Raw genomic sequence first — 18,553 nt, 5'->3', positions numbered from 1 at the left:
CTCAACGCGTCAGATAAGGTAGTATCTGCGGCAATATTGCCTGAAAAGATACCGGGTATCTGGCGGGCTTACAGTTGAGGAATCACGATTAATGAGCGATATGGCAGAGCGCCTTGCGCTGCATGAATTCACGGAAAACGCCTATCTGAATTACTCCATGTACGTCATCATGGACAGGGCGTTGCCGTTTATTGGTGATGGTCTGAAACCCGTTCAGCGCCGCATCGTCTATGCGATGTCAGAGCTGGGGTTGAACGCCAGCGCTAAATTTAAAAAATCCGCCCGTACCGTTGGCGACGTGTTGGGTAAATACCACCCACACGGGGACAGCGCCTGCTATGAGGCCATGGTGCTGATGGCGCAGCCGTTCTCTTACCGTTATCCGCTGGTCGATGGTCAGGGGAACTGGGGGGCGCCTGACGATCCGAAGTCCTTCGCCGCGATGCGTTATACCGAATCCCGCCTGTCAAAATACGCTGAGCTGCTGCTGAGCGAACTCGGACAGGGAACCGCTGACTGGGTGCCAAACTTCGACGGGACGATGCAGGAGCCGAAAATGCTGCCCGCGCGTCTGCCGAATATCCTGCTTAACGGCACAACCGGTATCGCGGTCGGTATGGCGACGGATATTCCGCCGCACAACCTGCGCGAAGTAGCAAAAGCTGCGATCACCCTGATTGAACAGCCGAAAACGACGCTGGACGAGCTGCTGGATATTGTCCACGGCCCGGACTACCCGACTGAAGCGGAAATCATTACCCCACGCGCTGAAATTCGTAAGATTTATGAGAATGGACGCGGCTCCGTGCGCATGCGCGCGGTGTGGAAGAAAGAAGACGGCGCGGTGGTGATTACTGCGCTGCCGCACCAGGTTTCCGGCGCGCGCGTGCTGGAGCAAATCGCGGCCCAGATGCGCAATAAAAAGCTGCCGATGGTTGACGATCTGCGCGATGAGTCAGACCACGAAAACCCGACTCGTCTGGTGGTGGTGCCGCGTTCCAACCGCGTGGACATGGAGCAGGTGATGAACCACCTGTTTGCCACCACCGATCTGGAAAAGAGCTACCGCATTAACCTCAATATGATCGGTCTTGACGGGCGTCCGGCGGTGAAAAACCTGCTGGAGATCCTCACCGAATGGCTGGCGTTCCGTCGTGATACCGTGCGTCGCCGCCTGAACTATCGTCTGGAGAAAGTCCTCAAACGCCTGCATATCCTGGAAGGTTTGCTGGTGGCGTTTCTCAATATCGACGAAGTTATTGAGATCATCCGTACGGAAGATGAGCCCAGGCCAGCGCTGATGTCGCGTTTTGGTATTACCGAAACGCAGGCCGAAGCAATCCTCGAACTGAAATTGCGTCATCTCGCCAAACTGGAAGAGATGAAGATTCGCGGTGAACAGGATGAGCTGGCGAAAGAGCGCGATCAGTTGCAGGCGATTCTCGCCTCTGAACGCAAAATGAATACCCTGCTGAAGAAAGAGCTACAGGCGGATGCCGACGCCTATGGTGACGATCGTCGCTCACCGCTGCGCGAGCGCGAAGAAGCGAAAGCGATGAGCGAACACGACATGCTGCCGTCTGAGCCGGTGACGATCGTGCTGTCGCAGATGGGCTGGGTGCGTAGCGCCAAAGGTCACGACATCGACGCGCAGGGGCTGAACTACAAAGCGGGCGACAGCTTTAAAGCGGCAGTGAAAGGCAAGAGCAACCAGCCGGTGGTGTTTATCGATACCACCGGGCGCAGTTACGCCATTGACCCGATTACGCTGCCGTCGGCGCGCGGTCAGGGCGAGCCGTTGACCGGTAAACTGACGCTACCGCCGGGCGCGACCGTTGAGCATATGCTGATGGAAGGCGATGAGCAGAAACTGCTGATGGCATCAAATGCGGGTTACGGTTTCGTCTGTACGTTCAACGATCTGGTGGCGCGTAACCGTGCCGGTAAGACGCTCATTACGCTTCCGGAAAATGCCCGCGTTATGCCGCCGGTGGTGATTGAAGATGAAACGGACATGCTGCTGGCGATTACCCAGGCTGGACGTATGCTGATGTTCCCGGTCAGCGATCTGCCGCAGTTGTCGAAAGGTAAAGGGAACAAGATAATCAACATTCCGTCCGCAGAAGCGGCGCGGGGTGATGACGCGCTGGCGCTGCTCTATGTGCTGCCGCCGCAAAGCACGCTGACCATTCACGTCGGGAAACGCAAAATTAAGCTGCGTCCTGAAGAGTTGCAGAAAGTGGCCGGCGAACGTGGTCGTCGCGGGACGTTGATGCGTGGTTTGCAGCGCATCGATCACATTGAGATTGATTCGCCGCGTCGTGCCGGCAGTGGTGACAGCGAAGAGTAATTTGCGTGAAATGCCGGATGGCGGCTTTGCCTTCTCCGGCCTACGCAGATGCCCCTTGTGGATCGGATAAAACGTGTGCGTCGTTATCCTGTCCACAAGGGACGTGCCATTCGTTCCTGCCGGATTACAGTAAAATTTCCCGTAAAACCGTTGTTTATTCGTGAGTCGCGATTAACAATACAGTTTTCCAGAGAGCCACATTAACAATACCCTAACCTGATAGCAGGTGACGTAGAATCCCGGGCTCTTAGGCCTTCAGAGGTTGTTATGCTATTTATTTTTCGACTTATTATTACCGTTATCTATTCCATTCTGGTTTGTGTTTTCGGTTCTCTTTACTGCTTACTCAGCCCGCGTAACCCAAAACACGTCGCGACTTTCGGGCACATGTTTGGTCGTCTGTCGCCGGTGTTCGGCCTGAAAGTTGAGTGCCGTAAACCCGCGGATGCGGAAAGCTACGGTAACGCTATCTACATCGCTAACCATCAGAATAACTACGATATGGTGACCGCCGCGAATATCGTGCAGCCGCCAACCGTGACCGTTGGGAAGAAAAGCCTGCTGTGGATCCCATTTTTTGGTCAACTGTACTGGCTGACGGGAAACCTGTTGATCGATCGTAATAACCGTGCGAAAGCGCACGGCACGATTGCCGAAGTGGTGAACCATTTTAAAAAGCGTCGTATCTCCATCTGGATGTTCCCGGAAGGCACTCGCAGCCGGGGCCGTGGTCTGCTGCCGTTTAAAACCGGGGCTTTTCATGCCGCGATTGCTGCTGGCGTCCCGATTATTCCGGTGTGCGTTTCCAATACCTCGAATAAAATTAACCTGAATCGCCTGAAGAATGGTCTGGTGATTGTGGAAATGCTGCCGCCGGTGGATACCAGTCAGTATGGTAAAGATCAGGTTCGTGAACTGGCCGCGCACTGCCGCTCGTTGATGGAACAAAAGATTGCTGAACTTGATCAAGAAGTCGCCGAGCGCGAAGCCGCCGGGAAAGTTTGATTCAGCGATAAATGCTTACTCATTCGCGCTGCAAGCTAACGCACATGCAGCCTGGAGTATGACGAGTTTTTGCAGGAAACGAGTTCCTGCCCGTAATTTAGCCAGTTTTACATGGAGCTTATATGTCATTCAGTCGGCGTCAGTTCATTCAGGCATCGGGGATCGCGCTGTGTGCCGGTGCTGTTCCGCTGAGGGCCAATGCTGCCGGTCAGCAACAGCCGCTGCCCGTTCCGCCGCTACTGGAATCCCGCCGGGGCCAGCCGCTGTTTATGACGCTGCAGCGTTCGCACTGGTCATTTACCCAGGGCACGCGTGCGCCGGTCTGGGGCATTAACGGGCGTTACCTCGGACCGACGATCCGCGTCTGGAAAGGGGATGACGTTAAGCTTATCTACAGTAACCGTCTGGCGGAAAATGTCTCTATGACTATCGCCGGTTTGCAGGTTCCGGGTCCGCTGATGGGCGGTCCGGCTCGCATGATGTCGCCAAACGCAGACTGGGCACCCGTGCTGCCCATCCGTCAGAACGCCGCCACGCTGTGGTATCACGCTAATACGCCGAACCGTACCGCTCAGCAGGTTTACAACGGCCTGGCCGGGATGTGGCTGGTCGAAGATGAGGTGAGTAAATCGCTGCCGATCCCGAATCATTACGGCGTCGATGACTTCCCTATCATTATTCAGGACAAGCGACTGGATAACTTTGGCACGCCGGAGTACAGCGAACCCGGCAGCGGTGGTTTTGTCGGTGATACGCTGTTGGTCAACGGGGTGCAAAGTCCTTATGTCGAGGTATCCCGCGGCTGGGTGCGCCTGCGCCTGCTGAATGCCTCTAACTCCCGGCGTTACCAGCTGCAAATGAGCGACGGTCGCGCGCTGCATGTCATCTCAGGCGATCAGGGCTTTTTGCCCGCGCCGGTGTCGGTAAAACAGCTGTCGCTGGCGCCCGGCGAGCGCCGCGAAATTCTGGTCGACATGACCAATGGCGATGAAGTGTCGATTACCTGTGGTGAAGCGGCGAGCATCGTTGACCGGATCCGCGGTTTCTTTGAACCGTCGAGCATTCTGGTTTCCACGCTGGTGTTAACGCTGCGCCCAACCGGCCTGCTGCCGTTGGTGACCGACAGCCTGCCGATGCGTCTGCTGCCGACCGAGATCATGAGCGGTACGCCGATTCGTAGTCGCGATATCAGTCTGGGCGACGATCCGGGCATCAACGGCCAGTTATGGGACGTCAACCGCATTGATATCACCGCGCAGCAGGGCTCCTGGGAACGCTGGACGGTGCGTGCCGATATGCCGCAGTCGTTTCACATCGAAGGGGTGTCGTTCCTCGTGCGTAACGTCAACGGCGCGATGCCGTTCCCGGAAGACAGGGGCTGGAAAGATACCGTCTGGGTGGATGGGCAGGTAGAGCTGCTGGTCTGGTACGGACAACCGTCCTGGGCGCATTTCCCGTTCTACTTCAACAGCCAGACGCTGGAAATGGCGGACCGCGGTTCTATTGGGCAGATTCTGGTGAATCCAGCGGCGTAATCCTCCTCTCTCTCGCTGATACGCGAGAGAGATTATCCTTCGATTTCTCTTTCGTTCCGGCATATAATCGCCGGCCTTTGATTATTTTTTTACCATTTTTGGAAGCACTATGAGCGCAATATCCCTGATCCAGCCAGACAGAGATCTCTTCTCCTGGCCTCAGTACTGGGCGGCCTGTTTTGGTCCCGCTCCTTTTTTGCCGATGTCACGCGACGAAATGGATCAACTTGGCTGGGATAGCTGCGACATTATTTTGGTTACCGGTGACGCCTATGTCGATCACCCGAGTTTCGGTATGGCGATTTGCGGTCGTATGCTGGAATCGCAGGGCTTCCGCGTTGGCATCATTGCGCAGCCGGACTGGAACAGCAAAGACGATTTCATGCGTCTGGGCAAACCGAACCTGTTCTTCGGCGTAACCGCTGGCAATATGGACTCGATGATCAACCGCTACACTGCCGATCGCCGCCTGCGCCATGACGATGCTTATACCCCGGATAACGTAGCGGGCAAGCGCCCGGATCGTGCCACGCTGGTTTATACCCAGCGCTGCAAAGAGGCGTGGAAAGATGTGCCGGTGATCCTTGGCGGCATTGAAGCGAGCCTGCGCCGTACCGCGCATTATGATTACTGGTCCGATACCGTGCGCCGTTCCGTGCTGGTGGATTCCAAAGCCGACATGCTGATGTTCGGCAATGGTGAGCGTCCGCTGGTGGAAGTGGCGCACCGTCTGGCGATGGGCGAAACCATAAGCCAGATCCGCGACGTGCGTAACACCGCGATTATGGTGAAAGACGCGCTGCCAGGCTGGAGCGGCGTCGATTCTACGCGTCTGGATACGCCGGGGAAAATCGACCCGATTCCGCATCCGTATGGCGAAGATTTGCCGTGCGCCGACAACAAACCGGTCGCGCCGAAAAAGCAGGAAGCGAAAGCCGTTACCGTGCAGCCTGCGCGTCCGAAGCCGTGGGAAAAGACCTACGTTCTGCTACCGTCCTTTGAAAAAGTGAAGGGCGACAAAGTGCTGTATGCGCACGCCTCGCGGATCCTGCACCATGAAACCAACCCTGGCTGTGCGCGTGCGCTGATGCAAAAGCATGGCGATCGCTACATCTGGATCAACCCGCCGGCGATCCCGCTGTCAACCGAAGAGATGGACAGCGTCTTTGCCCTGCCGTATAAGCGCGTGCCGCACCCGGCATATGGCAACAGCCGCATTCCGGCCTATGAGATGATTCGCTTCTCTGTCAACATTATGCGCGGCTGCTTTGGCGGGTGCTCGTTCTGTTCGATCACCGAGCATGAAGGGCGCATTATTCAGAGCCGCTCTGAAGATTCGATCATTAATGAGATCGAAGCGATCCGCGATACCGTCCCGGGCTTCACCGGCGTGATCTCCGATCTCGGTGGTCCGACGGCCAACATGTACATGCTGCGCTGCAAGTCGCCGCGTGCGGAACAGACCTGCCGTCGCCTGTCGTGCGTCTATCCGGATATCTGTCCGCATATGGATACCAATCACGAGCCGACGATCAACCTTTATCGCCGTGCGCGCGACCTGAAAGGCATCAAGAAGATCCTGATCGCTTCCGGTGTGCGTTACGACATCGCGGTCGAAGACCCGCGCTATATCAAAGAACTGGCGAGTCATCACGTCGGGGGGTATCTGAAGATTGCGCCTGAGCATACCGAAGAAGGGCCGCTGTCGAAGATGATGAAGCCGGGCATGGGCAGCTATGACCGCTTTAAGGAACTGTTCGATCTCTACTCGAAGCAGGCAGGGAAAGAGCAGTATCTGATCCCGTATTTCATCTCCGCGCACCCGGGGACGCGTGACGAAGATATGGTGAATCTGGCGCTATGGCTGAAGAAACATCGCTTCCGTCTCGATCAGGTGCAGAACTTCTATCCGTCGCCGCTGGCAAACTCGACCACCATGTATTACACCGGCAAAAACCCGCTGGGTAAAATTGGCTATAAGAGTGAAGATGTGGTGGTGCCGAAGGGCGATAAGCAGCGTCGTTTGCATAAAGCGCTGCTGCGTTACCACGATCCGGCAAACTGGCCAACGATCCGTCAGGCGCTGGAAGAGATGGGTAAAAAGCATCTGATTGGCGGACGCCGCGAGTGCCTGGTGCCTGCACCAACGCTGGAAGAGATGCGCGAAGCGCGTCGCCAGAACCGTAATACCCGTCCAGCGCTGACCAAGCACACGCCGGTAGCGCATCAGCGTCAGACGCCGGCCGCCAACAAAAAGCGGGCAAAAGTCGCCGGGCGATAATGCGATTGCCCGGTAACGTCAAACTTACCGGGTCGGTTACACCGTTTGATAAATGTGGCTGCTGATGCAGCCATTTTTTCATCTGTAGCGGGCAAACAGTATCTGAATCAGGAGACGGAGATGAAAGCAGGGATGATGGCAGGGGTGATGGCAATCGCTCTGCTGCAAAGCGGTTGCGTGGTACATCACCAGATACAGCCTGAAGTGGCAGGACAGCTTGTCGATAGTACCGGCAAACCGGTACAGGGGGCGCAACTGACCCTGGTGAGCAGTGGGGAGTCCGTTCAGACACGCTCTGATGGTGATGGACGTTTTACCTTCCCGGCTGCCTATAAATGGACCTTCTTTGTGCCAATAGGCCCGGTGGACTGGTATTTTCGCTCTGCACTACACATGAGTGCGAATGGCAAGGACTATGAAACCGATCTGGGCGGCGCTTTTGGCGGGCCGCACGCGCTTGAGGGCAGAAAGTTCAACGTGACGTGTACGTTGCCGGACAAACCCGGCGAGGTGTCATGCCTGTAGCGAACAACATGAAAGCCCGACGCTAAGCCGGGCCTGAAAGAAGGGAATCAACCGCCGAACTGATCCGGGTCGGGACCCAGGCGTTTGCCCTGATCGAGTTTCGCAATCTCGCCCAGTTCGTCTTTGTCGAGACGGAAATCCCAGACGTCGAAGTTCTCGGCGATACGCGACGGCGTGACGGATTTCGGGATAACCACCAGACCGTTATCCAGATGCCAGCGGATGACTATCTGCGCCGGGGTTTTACCGTATTTATCCGCCAGGGAACGAATGATTTTTTGATCGAAAACGCCTTCGCCACCCTGCGCCAGCGGGCTCCAGGATTCCGTCTGGATTTTATGCGTCGCATTCCACGCGTGCAGCTGACGCTGTTGCATTAGCGGATGCAGTTCTATCTGGTTAATCACCGGCGTGACGCCCGTTTCGTCAATCAGTCGCTGGAGGTGGTTGACCTGAAAGTTACACACGCCGATGCTCTTAATCAGCCCCTCTTTTTGCAGCTCGATCATGCCCTGCCAGGCGGCAACATAGTGATCGATTGCCGGAACCGGCCAGTGCATCAGATACAGATCGAGATAATCGAGCTGGAGTTTTTCCAGACTCTCCATCAACGCTTCGCGGGGGCGTTTCTGATCGTCATTCCACAGCTTGCTGGTGATGAATAACTCATCGCGGGGGAGACCTGCGCTGGCTAACGCTTTGCCGACGCCGTCTTCATTTTTGTATGCGGCGGCGGTGTCTATGGACCGATAGCCGACGTCCAGTGCTTTATGAATGGCGGAGACGACCTCGTCGTTACCGGCTTTCCATACGCCTAACCCCAGTTGGGGCATTACGTTGCCATCCTGAAGCTTAATTACGGTTTGGTTTGCCATTTTTCCTCCTTCATGTGCTCATCACCGGAGGGGCGCTCCGGTGATGTAGGGTGACTTAAGTCTGGACGAAATGCCCAAAAACGAAAGCCAGAGGTGAAAAAAGCTTAGCGGGCTGCCTCGTAAATGCGGCGGCTGACATCCAGGGTTATGTCTTTATGTTCACCCAGTTGCGTCATGCCGTGTTCTTCCAGTTTCGCCAGCAGGGCCGGGATAGAACTGCCGTCAAGGCCGTAGCCTGACAGGCGAGTCGGAACGCCCAGTTGCTCGAAGAAATTACGGGTGGCTGCAATTGCTGCATCAATACGCTCATCGTCAGAACCGTCGGTGATGTTCCATACGCGCTCAGCATATTGCAGCAGTTTGCCACGTTTGGTATCGCGTTTTTCATTCCACAATGCAGGCAGAACCACCGCCAGCGTCTGGGCGTGATCCAGACCGTGCATCGCCGTCAGTTCGTGGCCCAGCATATGGGTTGCCCAATCCTGCGGCACACCCGCGCCAATCAGGCCGTTCAGCGCCTGAGTCGCTGCCCACATCACGTTCGCGCGAACATCGTAGTTTTCCGGATCTTTCAGCGCTTTCGGACCGTCTTCGATCAGGGTCAGCAGAATGCCTTCCGCGAAGCGATCCTGAATTTTTGCATCAACCGGATACGTAACGTACTGCTCAACGGTATGCACAAATGCATCAACCACGCCGTTGGCCACCTGACGCGGCGGCAGGGTGTAGGTGTAAACCGGATCCAGTACCGCAAAGACCGGCTGCACATGTGCGGAATGGAAGGCCTGCTTGTCGCCCGTGGTTTTACGCGAGATGACCGCGCCTTTATTGGACTCAGAACCGGTTGCCGGCAGCGTTAACACGGACCCCATCGGGATTGCGCTTTTGATGTCGCTACCGCTGGTCTGCAGGATGTGCCACGGGTCAACGCCATCCGCATAGTGAGCGGCAGCGGCGATAAATTTCGTGCCATCAAGGACCGAACCACCGCCGACGGCCAGCAGGAAGGTTACGTTCTCTTCACGGGCGATTTTTACGGCGTTCATCAGTGTTTCATACGGACGGGTTAGGTTCGATGCCGCCAAATTCACGAACGTCCAGACCTTTCAGTGCGTCCTGTACCTGCGCCAGCACGCCGGTTTTTTTCACGCTGCCGCCGCCATAAGTGATCAGCACGCGTGCGTCCTGAGGGATTTGTGCGCGCAGTTCAGCAATCGCACCTTTACCAAACAGAATGCGAGTCGGGGTATGCAGATTAAAGTTGTTCATTGCTCGTTCCCTTATGTGGGTAAAAAAAAGAGGGCAGGCGGGGTCTGCCGGATGGAGAACATTGTGGTCGTGCGCGGCTATCCTCTCAATGCTCATTTCTGCCAATGTCTTGCCCATTTCTCCAGAGTGCTGGAGAAAAACGATAAACTTGCGCACAATCAAGGCGTCGTCATACGTTGAGAAAAATTTCTGCCATGAACCGCGAAGAGATCTGTTTACTGCTGACGGATAAAGTTAAGCAGTTGAAAAACAATGAACATAAGCCCGGTGAACTGCTGCCAGACATCCGTCTGCTGTATGGTACTGAACCGGGTTTACGTACACCCGTCATGTACGATCCCGGCATCATATTTCTCTTTTCAGGTCATAAAATCGGTTACATCAATGAGCGGGTTTTCCGTTACGACGCCAATGAATACCTGCTGCTGACAGTACCTTTACCCTTCGAATGTGAAACCTATGCGACACCTGACGTGCCGCTCGCCGGATTTCGCATCAATGTCGATATTCTGCAATTGCAGGAACTGCTGATGGACATCGGCGAAGACGAACGCTTTCAGCCGTCGATGGCGGCAAGCGGGATCAACTCCGCGACGCTCTCTGAGGAGATCCTCTGCGCGGCAGAACGTCTGCTCGACGTCATGGAGAGACCGCTGGACGCGCGAATTCTCGGTAAACAGATTATCCGCGAGATCCTCTATCACGTTCTGACCGGGCCACGCGGTGGCGCACTGCTGGCGCTGGTGAGCCGTCAGACCCACTTCAGCCTGATTAGCCGCGTGCTCAAGCGTATTGAAAATAAGTACACCGAAAACCTCAACGTCGAGCAACTGGCGGCAGAAGCCAACATGAGCGTCTCTGCGTTCCACCATAATTTTAAGTCAGTCACCAGCACATCGCCGTTGCAGTACCTGAAAACGTATCGGTTACATAAGGCGCGGATGATGATGATTCACGACGGCATGAAGGCCAGTGCGGCGGCAATGCGGGTGGGTTATGAAAGTGCGTCGCAATTCAGTCGCGAATTTAAGCGCTATTTCGGCGTGACGCCGGGAGAGGATGCGGCGCGGATCCGCACCATGCAGGGGAGTTGACGGACGGCGCAGGCCGGATAAGCAGAGCGCTATCCGGCAATCAACCTATCAGGCGCTACAGTATTTCTTCTTGATAACGACCACAACCGTGCCGATCAAACCCGCCGCCAGCAGGAAGAGTGGCAGGATCATCAGGAAGGTCATAACCTGATCTTCATGGCGCTTCACAAACGGGATCATGCTGAGGGCATAGCCAAAGCTGGTGACCACGCCGACCCACAGCAGACCGCTCAGCCAGTTGAAGAACTGGAAACGGCGGTTAGAGAGGCCGGAAATCCCCGCCATGGTTGGCAGCAGGGTCCGTACGAACGCCAGAAAGCGTCCCGCCAGCAGTGCCAGCAGACCGTGGCGGTCAAACATGCAGGTCGCGCGCTGGTGGTATTTCGCCGGAAGTTGCGCCAGCCAGCCTTTTACCGTTCGAGTATTGCCCAGCCAGCGTCCCTGAATATAGCTAAGCCAACAACCGAGGCTGGCCGCCGTCGTCAGGATCACCAGAGTAGGGACAAAGCTCATGACGCCCTGCGCGACTAATGCGCCCGCTAATAGCAGGAGGCTATCACCGGGTAAAAATGAGGCCGGTAACAGGCCATTCTCTAAAAACAGCGTGGCGAACATCACAAAGTAGACGACGCTAACAACATGTGGGTCCGCCAGCGCGGCAAAATCATGTTGCCAGAGCGCAGCGATAATATCTTGAATGACAGCCATGGACTTTCCTGTGGAACAGCGTTTACGCCTTAATGACCCTATTGTACTCCTGAACGGGCCCGGATGACTTGATCCCGGGCGCAACAAATGCAGACAATTTCGCTCGACGTGTCTGCATAGCTGTCCATTAGCGTCAATTTTACACGAGGCGAGAAAATCCGGCGGCTAAATCTGCAATCAGATCGTCAACATTTTCTAAACCAATGTGGAGACGAATCAGCGTGCCGCTGAAATCCACGCCCCCTTCCGGGCGAATTTCCGCAATCTGTTCAGGCTGATTGGCCAGAATCAGCGACTCAAACCCGCCCCACGAATAGGCCATGCTGAACAGGCTGAAGTGATCCAGATAAGCGGACAGCTCGTCATTATTGAGCTTTTTATTCAGCACAAATGAGAACAGACCGCTGCTCCCCGTAAAGTCACGTTTCCAGAATTCGTGTCCTTTACTGCCCGGCAATGCCGGATGATTCACTCGTGCGACCTGCGGATGGGCAGCCAGCCATTCGGCAACCTTCAGACTGCTTTCGTGATGCTGACGCAGGCGCACACCCAGGGTACGCAGCCCGCGGCTGGTCATATAGGCCGTATCCGCATCGACCATTTGCCCCATCAGATAGGCATTCTCACGCAACCGATCCCAGCAGCGGGCGTTCGAAACGGCAGTACCAACCATTGCGTCGGAGTGACCAATCAGGTACTTGGTCCCGGCCTGAATCGAGATATCAATGCCGAAATCGAGGGCTTTAAACAGCACGCCCGCAGCCCAGGTGTTGTCGATCATAATGATGGCGTCTGGCGCAACGCGTCTGACGGCGGCGACAATCGCCGGTACGTCGTGGACTTCCATGGTGACGGAACCCGGAGACTCGAGGAAAACGACTTTGGTGTTGGGTTGAAGATGCTTAACAATGTCAGCGCCGACCAACGGATCGAACCAGCCGGTGGTCACCCCCAGCTTGCCGAGGATTTTGGTGCAGAAATCCTGGCTCGGCTCATAGGCTGTGTTAGTCATCAGCACATGGTCGCCCTGTTCGACAAAGGCCAGAATGGTGTTGGCGACAGCCGCAGCGCCGCAGGGGAAGAGCGCGCAGCCGGCACCGCCTTCAAGCTCGCACATCGCTTCCTGCAGCGAGAAATGGGTCAACGTGCCGCGGCGTCCGTAAAAGAGTTCGCCGTTGGCGCGGTTGCGGGTGGCGTGCTTTTTGGCTTCGACCGTTTCAAAAACCAGCGAAGAAGCGCGTTGAATCACACTATTCACCGAACCCAGCGTGTATTTTTTACTGCGTCCTGCACCGACCAGTTTGGTGTCCAGTTGCTTATCTGCCATGTTGTGTTTCCTGTTTTTATACGTCTGGATGTCTAAACTACCACGAATGGCAAAATGCGCATCCCGGGGAACAGGATAAAGCACAATATTTTCTTAAAATTCCCTCCCGTAACGTTTTACTGCGTAAGCGCAAGGAAAAGAAACCAAAGGTGCGGCACTATGTAAATAGTAATGAGAACGACTATCAATTCGACGTCGTTTTGATATTATTACGCTCAGAATTTGTGATTTGCGTCCTGGAGATACAGAGTGGGTAATAATTTGATGCAGACGGATCTTTCCGTCTGGGGTATGTATCAGCACGCCGACATCGTGGTTAAGTGCGTGATGATTGGTCTGATTCTGGCGTCAGTGGTCACCTGGGCTATCTTCTTCAGTAAGAGTGTTGAGTTCTTCTCTCAGAAGCGTCGGCTTAAGCGCGAACAGCAACTGTTGGCGGAAGCCCGCTCTCTGGATCAGGCAAGCGATATCGCTGCAAACTTTGGCGCTAAAAGCTTAAGCGTCCAATTGCTCAATGAAGCGCAGAACGAACTGGAACTGTCTCAGGGCAGTGAAGACAACGAAGGGATTAAAGAGCGTACTGGTTTTCGTCTGGAGCGTCGCGTTGCGGCGGTGGGACGTCATATGGGGCGCGGAAATGGCTACCTGGCGACCATCGGGGCGATTTCACCGTTTGTCGGTTTGTTCGGTACGGTCTGGGGCATCATGAATAGCTTCATCGGGATTGCGCAAACGCAGACCACTAACCTCGCCGTCGTAGCGCCGGGTATCGCAGAAGCACTGCTGGCGACGGCCATCGGTCTGGTTGCCGCCATCCCAGCCGTGGTTATCTATAATATCTTTGCCCGTCAGATTGGCGGTCTTAAAGCGATGCTGGGCGATGTGGCAGCACAGGTGCTGTTACTGCAAAGTCGCGACCTGGATCTGGATGCAAGCGCATCCGCTCATCCGGTACGCACCGCGCAGAAATTACGTGTAGGGTAATGTTTCATGGCAATGCGTCTTAATGAAAATCTGGACGATAACGGTGAAATGCATGAAATCAACGTGACGCCGTTTATCGACGTCATGCTGGTACTGCTGATCATCTTTATGGTGGCCGCGCCGTTGGCAACGGTGGATGTGAAGGTAAACCTGCCTGCTTCCTCCAGTACGCCACAACCGCGCCCGGAAAAACCCGTTTACCTGTCGGTCAAAGCGGACAACAGCATGTTTATTGGTAACGATCCGGTGACGGACGAGACCATGGTGGCAGAACTGACGGCACTGACTGAAGGGAAGAAAGACACCACGATCTTCTTCCGCGCGGATAAAACCGTCGACTATGAGACCCTGATGAAGGTGATGGACACGCTGCATCAGGCGGGGTATCTGAAGATTGGCCTGGTCGGCGAAGAGGTCGCGAAAGCGAAATAATCGTTGTCGCCCCGGGCACGATGAGAGAAAAGGTCGGGTAAGGCGTTATTGCTACCCGGCTTTTTTATTGCCTGTCGCTCCGGGTCTGTACCAGGCGTTCATTGAGCGCGACGGTGGTGATCGCGATCGTGCGGTAGTTCCCGTCGGCAAGTTTGCGCGTCAGTCGCAGCGTGGCCGTCTCCCGAGCCAACAAATACTGCCAGGTGCTCTCCAGCCGCGCCATGATTTTGTCATGCAGCTCCGGGGTCTGTCTGATAATGGCGTTGATCGCCGCGCCATAAATCTCTTCCTTCACCTGAAGCGCGTAAATTTCCCGTCGGTTTTGCCATTTCAGACGAACCAGCGCCGCCGGGATGGACGTCACTTCTTGCGCCACACTTTCGAGGACGGCATTTTTATTGGCGATAAGCGCGGCAATATTCTGCTTTAAGATAAATTGATCGCTTTTATTATCATCCAGGGCCAAATAGACATTATTATCTTCAACATCTTTAATCATTGTTCGTCATCCAGAGAATAGAAAAGGGGCGAGTCTTTCTCCCGGGTAATTAAATTAAGCCAAATTTCATTACCATTTTCATTTATATGCGCGGTCATTTCAGCGATTATTTTACTTAAGGTCTGGGCGTCAATATCGCCTTCAGCCTGTAACGCATTAATAACCCGAGCGAAAGTCTCAATTTTTGCCACCCGCTCAAGGCGTTCTTTAAAATGACGATCGCGTTCTTCGAGCAGAATATTTTTAGATTGCCCTGTGGGCGTTGCGCTAATTAAGATATCGGCTTCATAATCGCTGAGGGTTGTTTTGCTCTGAGTTAAATTCTCATCGTTTTCTGCTGTTCCTTCCGCCTGACCTGCGGGTGACAGATGAAAACGCGGTGGCACAAGGTGCTCAGGAAGCATGTCGCAATTTCCTTTAATATCAAAAGTATAGTTGTTTTTATTTGGCAGGTCGCGTTGACAATAACATGGGGTAATTTTAGAATCAAAAAAAATGGAGTCATGCTATGAACAGTATTTTTTATTCTGTCATTACCTTGTTATTGCTGACCGGCGGCGTGCTTTTATTAATGCGTGAGTTTAATAAACCGCGCAACGCTGAAGAACTGGCCTCTGCGACTCAATCAACACCTCTGACCAAAGAAGAGGGAGAGGATCATTTTTCCACGTTGATGAATGCTATTACACCGATATGGTACTGGCGCGTCAATCACGAATATATTGATTTCCTTCACGCAACGATAAAACGCATGACGATGGCGCAGTTGAATGACACCCCAGGACTGTTTGATGCCCAACGGCGTTGCAGCGATCTCAATTCAGCGGTGTATAAATACTACGACACGATAAAAAAGCGCTGTCTCAACGGTGAAAAAGTTCCCCATTCCGATCTCGACGTACTCAACTTACGCCAGTGTTTCCGGGAGTTTAGCGTCGAGGCGTATCCGTCACTGGTAGCGCTGGTGTGGCCTGAGTATCAGCGCCCGTGGATCAATCCCGACGAAGTTTGACGGGGATGTTGATCTGATGTTGCACAGTTGGGATATACTGTCGCCCGGTTTTTGCTACATCACAGGAAATTATGGAACGCTTTCTCGAAAACACCATGTACGCGTCTCGTTGGCTGCTGGCCCCGGTTTACTTTGGTTTGTCACTGGCACTGGTTGCGCTGGCGCTGAAATTCTTTCAGGAGATTTTTCATGTGCTGCCCAATATCTTTTCGATGGCAGAAGCTGACCTGATTCTGGTGCTGCTGTCGCTGGTGGATATGACCCTGGTCGGCGGACTGCTGGTGATGGTGATGTTTTCTGGCTATGAGAATTTCGTCTCGCAACTGGATATCTCCGAAGGGCGGGAAAAGCTGAACTGGCTGGGGAAGATGGATGCGACCTCACTGAAAAACAAAGTCGCGGCCTCGATTGTCGCTATCTCTTCCATTCATCTGCTGCGCGTATTTATGGACGCGAAGAACGTGCCGGATAACAAGCTGATGTGGTACGTCATTATCCATCTCACCTTCGTCTTGTCGGCGTTTGTGATGGGCTATCTCGACAGGTTAACCCGCCATAAGCACTGACTGAACAGGCCGGGTAGCCGCTGTCGCTACCCGGCACTGCGCGTTACTTATCGGACGACGCCTGCCAGAGGTTCAGTTCACCGTCAGCGACATGCTTATCAATCTGCGCCAGCTCTTCAGCAGTGAACGACAGATTTTTCAGCGCCTGAGCGTTTTCTTCTAGTTGTTCCGGGCGGCTTGCGCCAATCAATACCGAGGTGACGCGATCGTCTTTCAACAGCCAACTGAGCGCCATTTGCGCCATTGACTGACCGCGCTGTTGCGCCATCTCATTAAGCAGACGCAGACTGCTGAGGTTCGCTTCCGTCAGCATATTCTCCGTCAGACCACGTACTTTCTTCCCTTCGCGCTGCATACGTGAGCCGTCCGGGATGCCGTTCAAATACTTCCCGGTGAGCAACCCCTGTGCCAGTGGTGTAAAGGCGATACAGCCGACACCGTTGGCTTTTAACGTATCCAGCAAACCGCTTTTATCTACCCAGCGGTTCAGCAGATTGTAAGAAGGCTGATGGATCAGCAGCGGGATTTTCCACTCGCGCAAAAGCTCAGCCATTTTTTGCGTTCGCTCCGGCGAGTAAGACGAAATGCCGACATACAGCGCTTTACCACTTTGTACGGCGTGAGCCAGCGCGGACGCCGTTTCTTCCATCGGTGTGTTCTCATCTACGCGGTGAGAATAGAAAATATCGACGTAATCCAGTCCCATACGCTTCAGGCTCTGATCGAGGCTGGCGAGGAGATATTTCCGCGAGCCGCCGGAACCATAGGGGCCTGGCCACATATCGTAACCGGCTTTGGTCGAGACGATCAGCTCATCGCGCAAGGCGGCAAAGTCTTCGCGCAGCAGGCGGCCGAAGTTTTCTTCCGCACTGCCCGGAGGCGGCCCGTAGTTGTTGGCTAAGTCAAAGTGGGTAATGCCGAGATCAAAGGCTTTTCGCAGCAGCGCGCGCTGCGAGTCGAGGGCTTGAACGTGACCGAAGCTGTGCCACAGACCGAGTGATAGCGCGGGCAGTCGGAGGCCGCTTTTACCGCAGTAGCGGTACTGCATATTCTCATAGCGGTCAGGGGAGGCGTTCCAGGACATGATGTCTCCTTTCAGGTGATGAATTTTCGAAACAGCGTTTTCATTCTATGCTTATAAAATCACAAATTCCGGAGATATGCGATGACGCGTCTGACAGCCAAAGATTTTCCGCAGGAGTTGCTCGATTATTACGACTACTACGCACACGGGAAAATCTCGAAACGAGAGTTCCTCAATCTCGCGGCAAAGTACGCCGTTGGCGGGGTGACGGCGCTGGCGCTGTTCAATATGCTCAAGCCCAACTATGCGCTGGCGGAACAGGTGAAATTCACCGATCCCGATATTTTGCCTGAGTATATTCACTATCCGTCGCCAAACGGTCATGGCAACGTGCGCGGCTATCTGGTGAAACCGGCCAACGCGACGGGCAACGTGCCTGCTGTGGTAGTGGTGCATGAGAACCGGGGCCTGAATCCCTATATTGAAGATGTCGCAAGGCGGGTCGCGAAAGCGGGCTACATTGCGCTGGCACCCGACGGTTTAAGCTCGGTGGGCGGCTACCCTGGAAACGATGAAGAAGGGAAAGTTTTGCAGCAGAAAGTGGATCCGACGAAGTTGATGAATGACTTTTTCGCCGCCGTCGAGTTTATGAAACAACACCCTGAGGCCAGCGGGAAAGTGGGGATCACCGGATTTTGCTACGGTGGCGGTGTCTCGAATGCGGCGGCCGTAGCCTATCCGGAACTGGAGTGCGCGGTACCGTTTTATGGCCGCCAGCCTGCCGCGGCGGATGTGCCGAAGATAAAGGCGCCGATATTGCTGCATTACGCGGCGCTGGATAAAAATATCAATGAGGGCTGGCCGGCGTATGAAGCTGCGTTGAAAGAGAATAATAAAGTTTATGAAGCTTATATTTATCCCGGCGTGAATCATGGCTTTCATAATGACTCTACGCCGCGGTATGACCAGGCCGCTGCTGAGCTGGCCTGGCAAAGAACGCTGGCATGGTTCGAAAAATATTTATCATAAATAACAGGATAATCATTAGTTAGGTAATATTCCCGGTG

At 54.5% G+C, this 18,553-nt stretch carries 17 protein-coding genes and 1 pseudogene; 11 read left to right on the top strand and 7 right to left on the bottom strand.

All coding sequences use genetic code 11. The features are described 5' to 3' along the window. Positions 1-91 precede the first annotated feature (91 nt). From parC to GBC03_26980, 5 genes are all read left to right on the top strand, one after another. Positions 92-2,350: a DNA topoisomerase IV subunit A gene (gene parC / locus GBC03_27000; protein QFS73605.1), complete on the top strand. Its 2,259-nt coding sequence runs from the start codon at positions 92-94 to the stop codon at positions 2,348-2,350. Positions 2,351-2,617: 267 nt separating this feature from the next. Continuing rightward, positions 2,618-3,355, top strand: a complete 738-nt coding sequence (gene plsC, locus GBC03_26995) for a 1-acylglycerol-3-phosphate O-acyltransferase (GenBank protein ID QFS73604.1) — start codon at positions 2,618-2,620, stop codon at positions 3,353-3,355. A 122-nt stretch (positions 3,356-3,477) separates the two neighbouring features. Further along, positions 3,478-4,890, top strand: a complete 1,413-nt coding sequence (gene ftsP, locus GBC03_26990; protein QFS73603.1) for a cell division protein FtsP — start codon at positions 3,478-3,480, stop codon at positions 4,888-4,890. Positions 4,891-4,999: 109 nt separating this feature from the next. Continuing rightward, positions 5,000-7,171, top strand: coding sequence for a YgiQ family radical SAM protein (locus GBC03_26985; protein QFS73602.1), 2,172 nt, complete (start codon positions 5,000-5,002; stop codon positions 7,169-7,171). A gap of 120 nt (positions 7,172-7,291) precedes the next feature. Then, positions 7,292-7,696: a carboxypeptidase regulatory-like domain-containing protein gene (locus tag GBC03_26980; GenBank protein QFS73601.1), complete on the top strand. Its 405-nt coding sequence runs from the start codon at positions 7,292-7,294 to the stop codon at positions 7,694-7,696. A 47-nt stretch (positions 7,697-7,743) separates the two neighbouring features. Here the strand turns inward: GBC03_26980 and dkgA are convergent, their stop codons facing one another. Both dkgA and GBC03_26970 read right to left on the bottom strand, forming a co-directional pair. Continuing rightward, positions 7,744-8,571 (bottom strand): 2,5-didehydrogluconate reductase DkgA, encoded by an 828-nt coding sequence (dkgA, locus tag GBC03_26975; protein QFS73600.1) that lies wholly within the window; start codon positions 8,569-8,571, stop codon positions 7,744-7,746. Between the two features lie 104 nt (positions 8,572-8,675). Further along, positions 8,676-9,840: pseudogene (locus tag GBC03_26970) on the bottom strand (alcohol dehydrogenase). A gap of 194 nt (positions 9,841-10,034) precedes the next feature. Here GBC03_26970 and GBC03_26965 point away from each other — a divergent pair. Beyond that, positions 10,035-10,934: a helix-turn-helix domain-containing protein gene (locus tag GBC03_26965; protein ID QFS73599.1), complete on the top strand. Its 900-nt coding sequence runs from the start codon at positions 10,035-10,037 to the stop codon at positions 10,932-10,934. A gap of 48 nt (positions 10,935-10,982) precedes the next feature. Here the strand turns inward: GBC03_26965 and GBC03_26960 are convergent, their stop codons facing one another. Both GBC03_26960 and metC read right to left on the bottom strand, forming a co-directional pair. After that, positions 10,983-11,642 carry a DedA family protein gene (locus GBC03_26960; protein QFS73598.1) on the bottom strand — a complete coding sequence of 220 codons (660 nt, stop codon included), beginning with the start codon at positions 11,640-11,642 and terminating at the stop codon, positions 10,983-10,985. 139 nt (positions 11,643-11,781) lie between these two features. Next, complete coding sequence (gene metC, locus GBC03_26955) at positions 11,782-12,969, bottom strand: cystathionine beta-lyase (GenBank protein QFS73597.1); 1,188 nt, start codon at positions 12,967-12,969, stop codon at positions 11,782-11,784. 249 nt (positions 12,970-13,218) lie between these two features. Between metC and exbB the strand changes: the two genes are divergently transcribed. After that, positions 13,219-13,953 (top strand): tol-pal system-associated acyl-CoA thioesterase, encoded by a 735-nt coding sequence (gene exbB / locus GBC03_26950; GenBank protein ID QFS73596.1) that lies wholly within the window; start codon positions 13,219-13,221, stop codon positions 13,951-13,953. A gap of 6 nt (positions 13,954-13,959) precedes the next feature. After that, a complete protein-coding gene (gene exbD / locus GBC03_26945) occupies positions 13,960-14,385 on the top strand; it encodes a TonB system transport protein ExbD (protein ID QFS73595.1) in 426 nt (141 codons plus the stop codon). Between the two features lie 64 nt (positions 14,386-14,449). Here exbD and GBC03_26940 read toward each other — a convergent pair whose 3' ends face one another. Continuing rightward, the gene (locus GBC03_26940; GenBank protein ID QFS74142.1) at positions 14,450-14,881 is read right to left on the bottom strand and encodes a cytoplasmic protein; all 432 of its coding nucleotides are present in this window, start codon (positions 14,879-14,881) and stop codon (positions 14,450-14,452) included. Continuing rightward, the gene (locus GBC03_26935) at positions 14,881-15,288 is read right to left on the bottom strand and encodes a hypothetical protein (protein QFS73594.1); all 408 of its coding nucleotides are present in this window, start codon (positions 15,286-15,288) and stop codon (positions 14,881-14,883) included. The genes GBC03_26940 and GBC03_26935 overlap by 1 nt, the downstream gene beginning before the upstream one ends. A gap of 104 nt (positions 15,289-15,392) precedes the next feature. Between GBC03_26935 and GBC03_26930 the strand changes: the two genes are divergently transcribed. Together GBC03_26930 and GBC03_26925 are read left to right on the top strand one after the other, a co-directional pair. After that, the gene (locus tag GBC03_26930; protein ID QFS73593.1) at positions 15,393-15,896 is read left to right on the top strand and encodes an RNA helicase; all 504 of its coding nucleotides are present in this window, start codon (positions 15,393-15,395) and stop codon (positions 15,894-15,896) included. A gap of 71 nt (positions 15,897-15,967) precedes the next feature. Further along, complete coding sequence (locus GBC03_26925; GenBank protein ID QFS73592.1) at positions 15,968-16,462, top strand: TIGR00645 family protein; 495 nt, start codon at positions 15,968-15,970, stop codon at positions 16,460-16,462. Positions 16,463-16,505: 43 nt separating this feature from the next. Here GBC03_26925 and mgrA read toward each other — a convergent pair whose 3' ends face one another. Further along, positions 16,506-17,546 (bottom strand): L-glyceraldehyde 3-phosphate reductase, encoded by a 1,041-nt coding sequence (gene mgrA / locus GBC03_26920; protein ID QFS73591.1) that lies wholly within the window; start codon positions 17,544-17,546, stop codon positions 16,506-16,508. A gap of 81 nt (positions 17,547-17,627) precedes the next feature. Between mgrA and GBC03_26915 the strand changes: the two genes are divergently transcribed. Next, entirely contained in the window at positions 17,628-18,515 is an 888-nt protein-coding gene (locus GBC03_26915; GenBank protein ID QFS73590.1) for a dienelactone hydrolase family protein, read from the top strand. The last annotated feature ends 38 nt before the right edge of the window (positions 18,516-18,553 follow it).

Source organism: Citrobacter telavivensis, assembly GCA_009363175.1.
In the GTDB taxonomy this organism is placed as follows: Bacteria; Pseudomonadota; Gammaproteobacteria; order Enterobacterales; family Enterobacteriaceae; genus Citrobacter_A; species Citrobacter_A telavivensis.
This window is presented reverse-complemented; position numbering and strand designations above follow the sequence as displayed.

Coding starts and splice junctions, on each gene's coding strand:
- GBC03_26935 (QFS73594.1), bottom strand. CDS start 15,288: ATGCTTCCTGAGCACCTTGTGCCACCGCGTTTTCATCTGTCACCCGCA.
- metC (QFS73597.1), bottom strand. CDS start 12,969: ATGGCAGATAAGCAACTGGACACCAAACTGGTCGGTGCAGGACGCAGT.
- GBC03_26915 (QFS73590.1), top strand. CDS start 17,628: ATGACGCGTCTGACAGCCAAAGATTTTCCGCAGGAGTTGCTCGATTAT.
- ftsP (QFS73603.1), top strand. CDS start 3,478: ATGTCATTCAGTCGGCGTCAGTTCATTCAGGCATCGGGGATCGCGCTG.
- GBC03_26960 (QFS73598.1), bottom strand. CDS start 11,642: ATGGCTGTCATTCAAGATATTATCGCTGCGCTCTGGCAACATGATTTT.
- plsC (QFS73604.1), top strand. CDS start 2,618: ATGCTATTTATTTTTCGACTTATTATTACCGTTATCTATTCCATTCTG.
- exbD (QFS73595.1), top strand. CDS start 13,960: ATGGCAATGCGTCTTAATGAAAATCTGGACGATAACGGTGAAATGCAT.
- parC (QFS73605.1), top strand. CDS start 92: ATGAGCGATATGGCAGAGCGCCTTGCGCTGCATGAATTCACGGAAAAC.
- GBC03_26965 (QFS73599.1), top strand. CDS start 10,035: ATGAACCGCGAAGAGATCTGTTTACTGCTGACGGATAAAGTTAAGCAG.
- GBC03_26930 (QFS73593.1), top strand. CDS start 15,393: ATGAACAGTATTTTTTATTCTGTCATTACCTTGTTATTGCTGACCGGC.
- GBC03_26985 (QFS73602.1), top strand. CDS start 5,000: ATGAGCGCAATATCCCTGATCCAGCCAGACAGAGATCTCTTCTCCTGG.
- GBC03_26925 (QFS73592.1), top strand. CDS start 15,968: ATGGAACGCTTTCTCGAAAACACCATGTACGCGTCTCGTTGGCTGCTG.
- GBC03_26980 (QFS73601.1), top strand. CDS start 7,292: ATGAAAGCAGGGATGATGGCAGGGGTGATGGCAATCGCTCTGCTGCAA.
- dkgA (QFS73600.1), bottom strand. CDS start 8,571: ATGGCAAACCAAACCGTAATTAAGCTTCAGGATGGCAACGTAATGCCC.
- mgrA (QFS73591.1), bottom strand. CDS start 17,546: ATGTCCTGGAACGCCTCCCCTGACCGCTATGAGAATATGCAGTACCGC.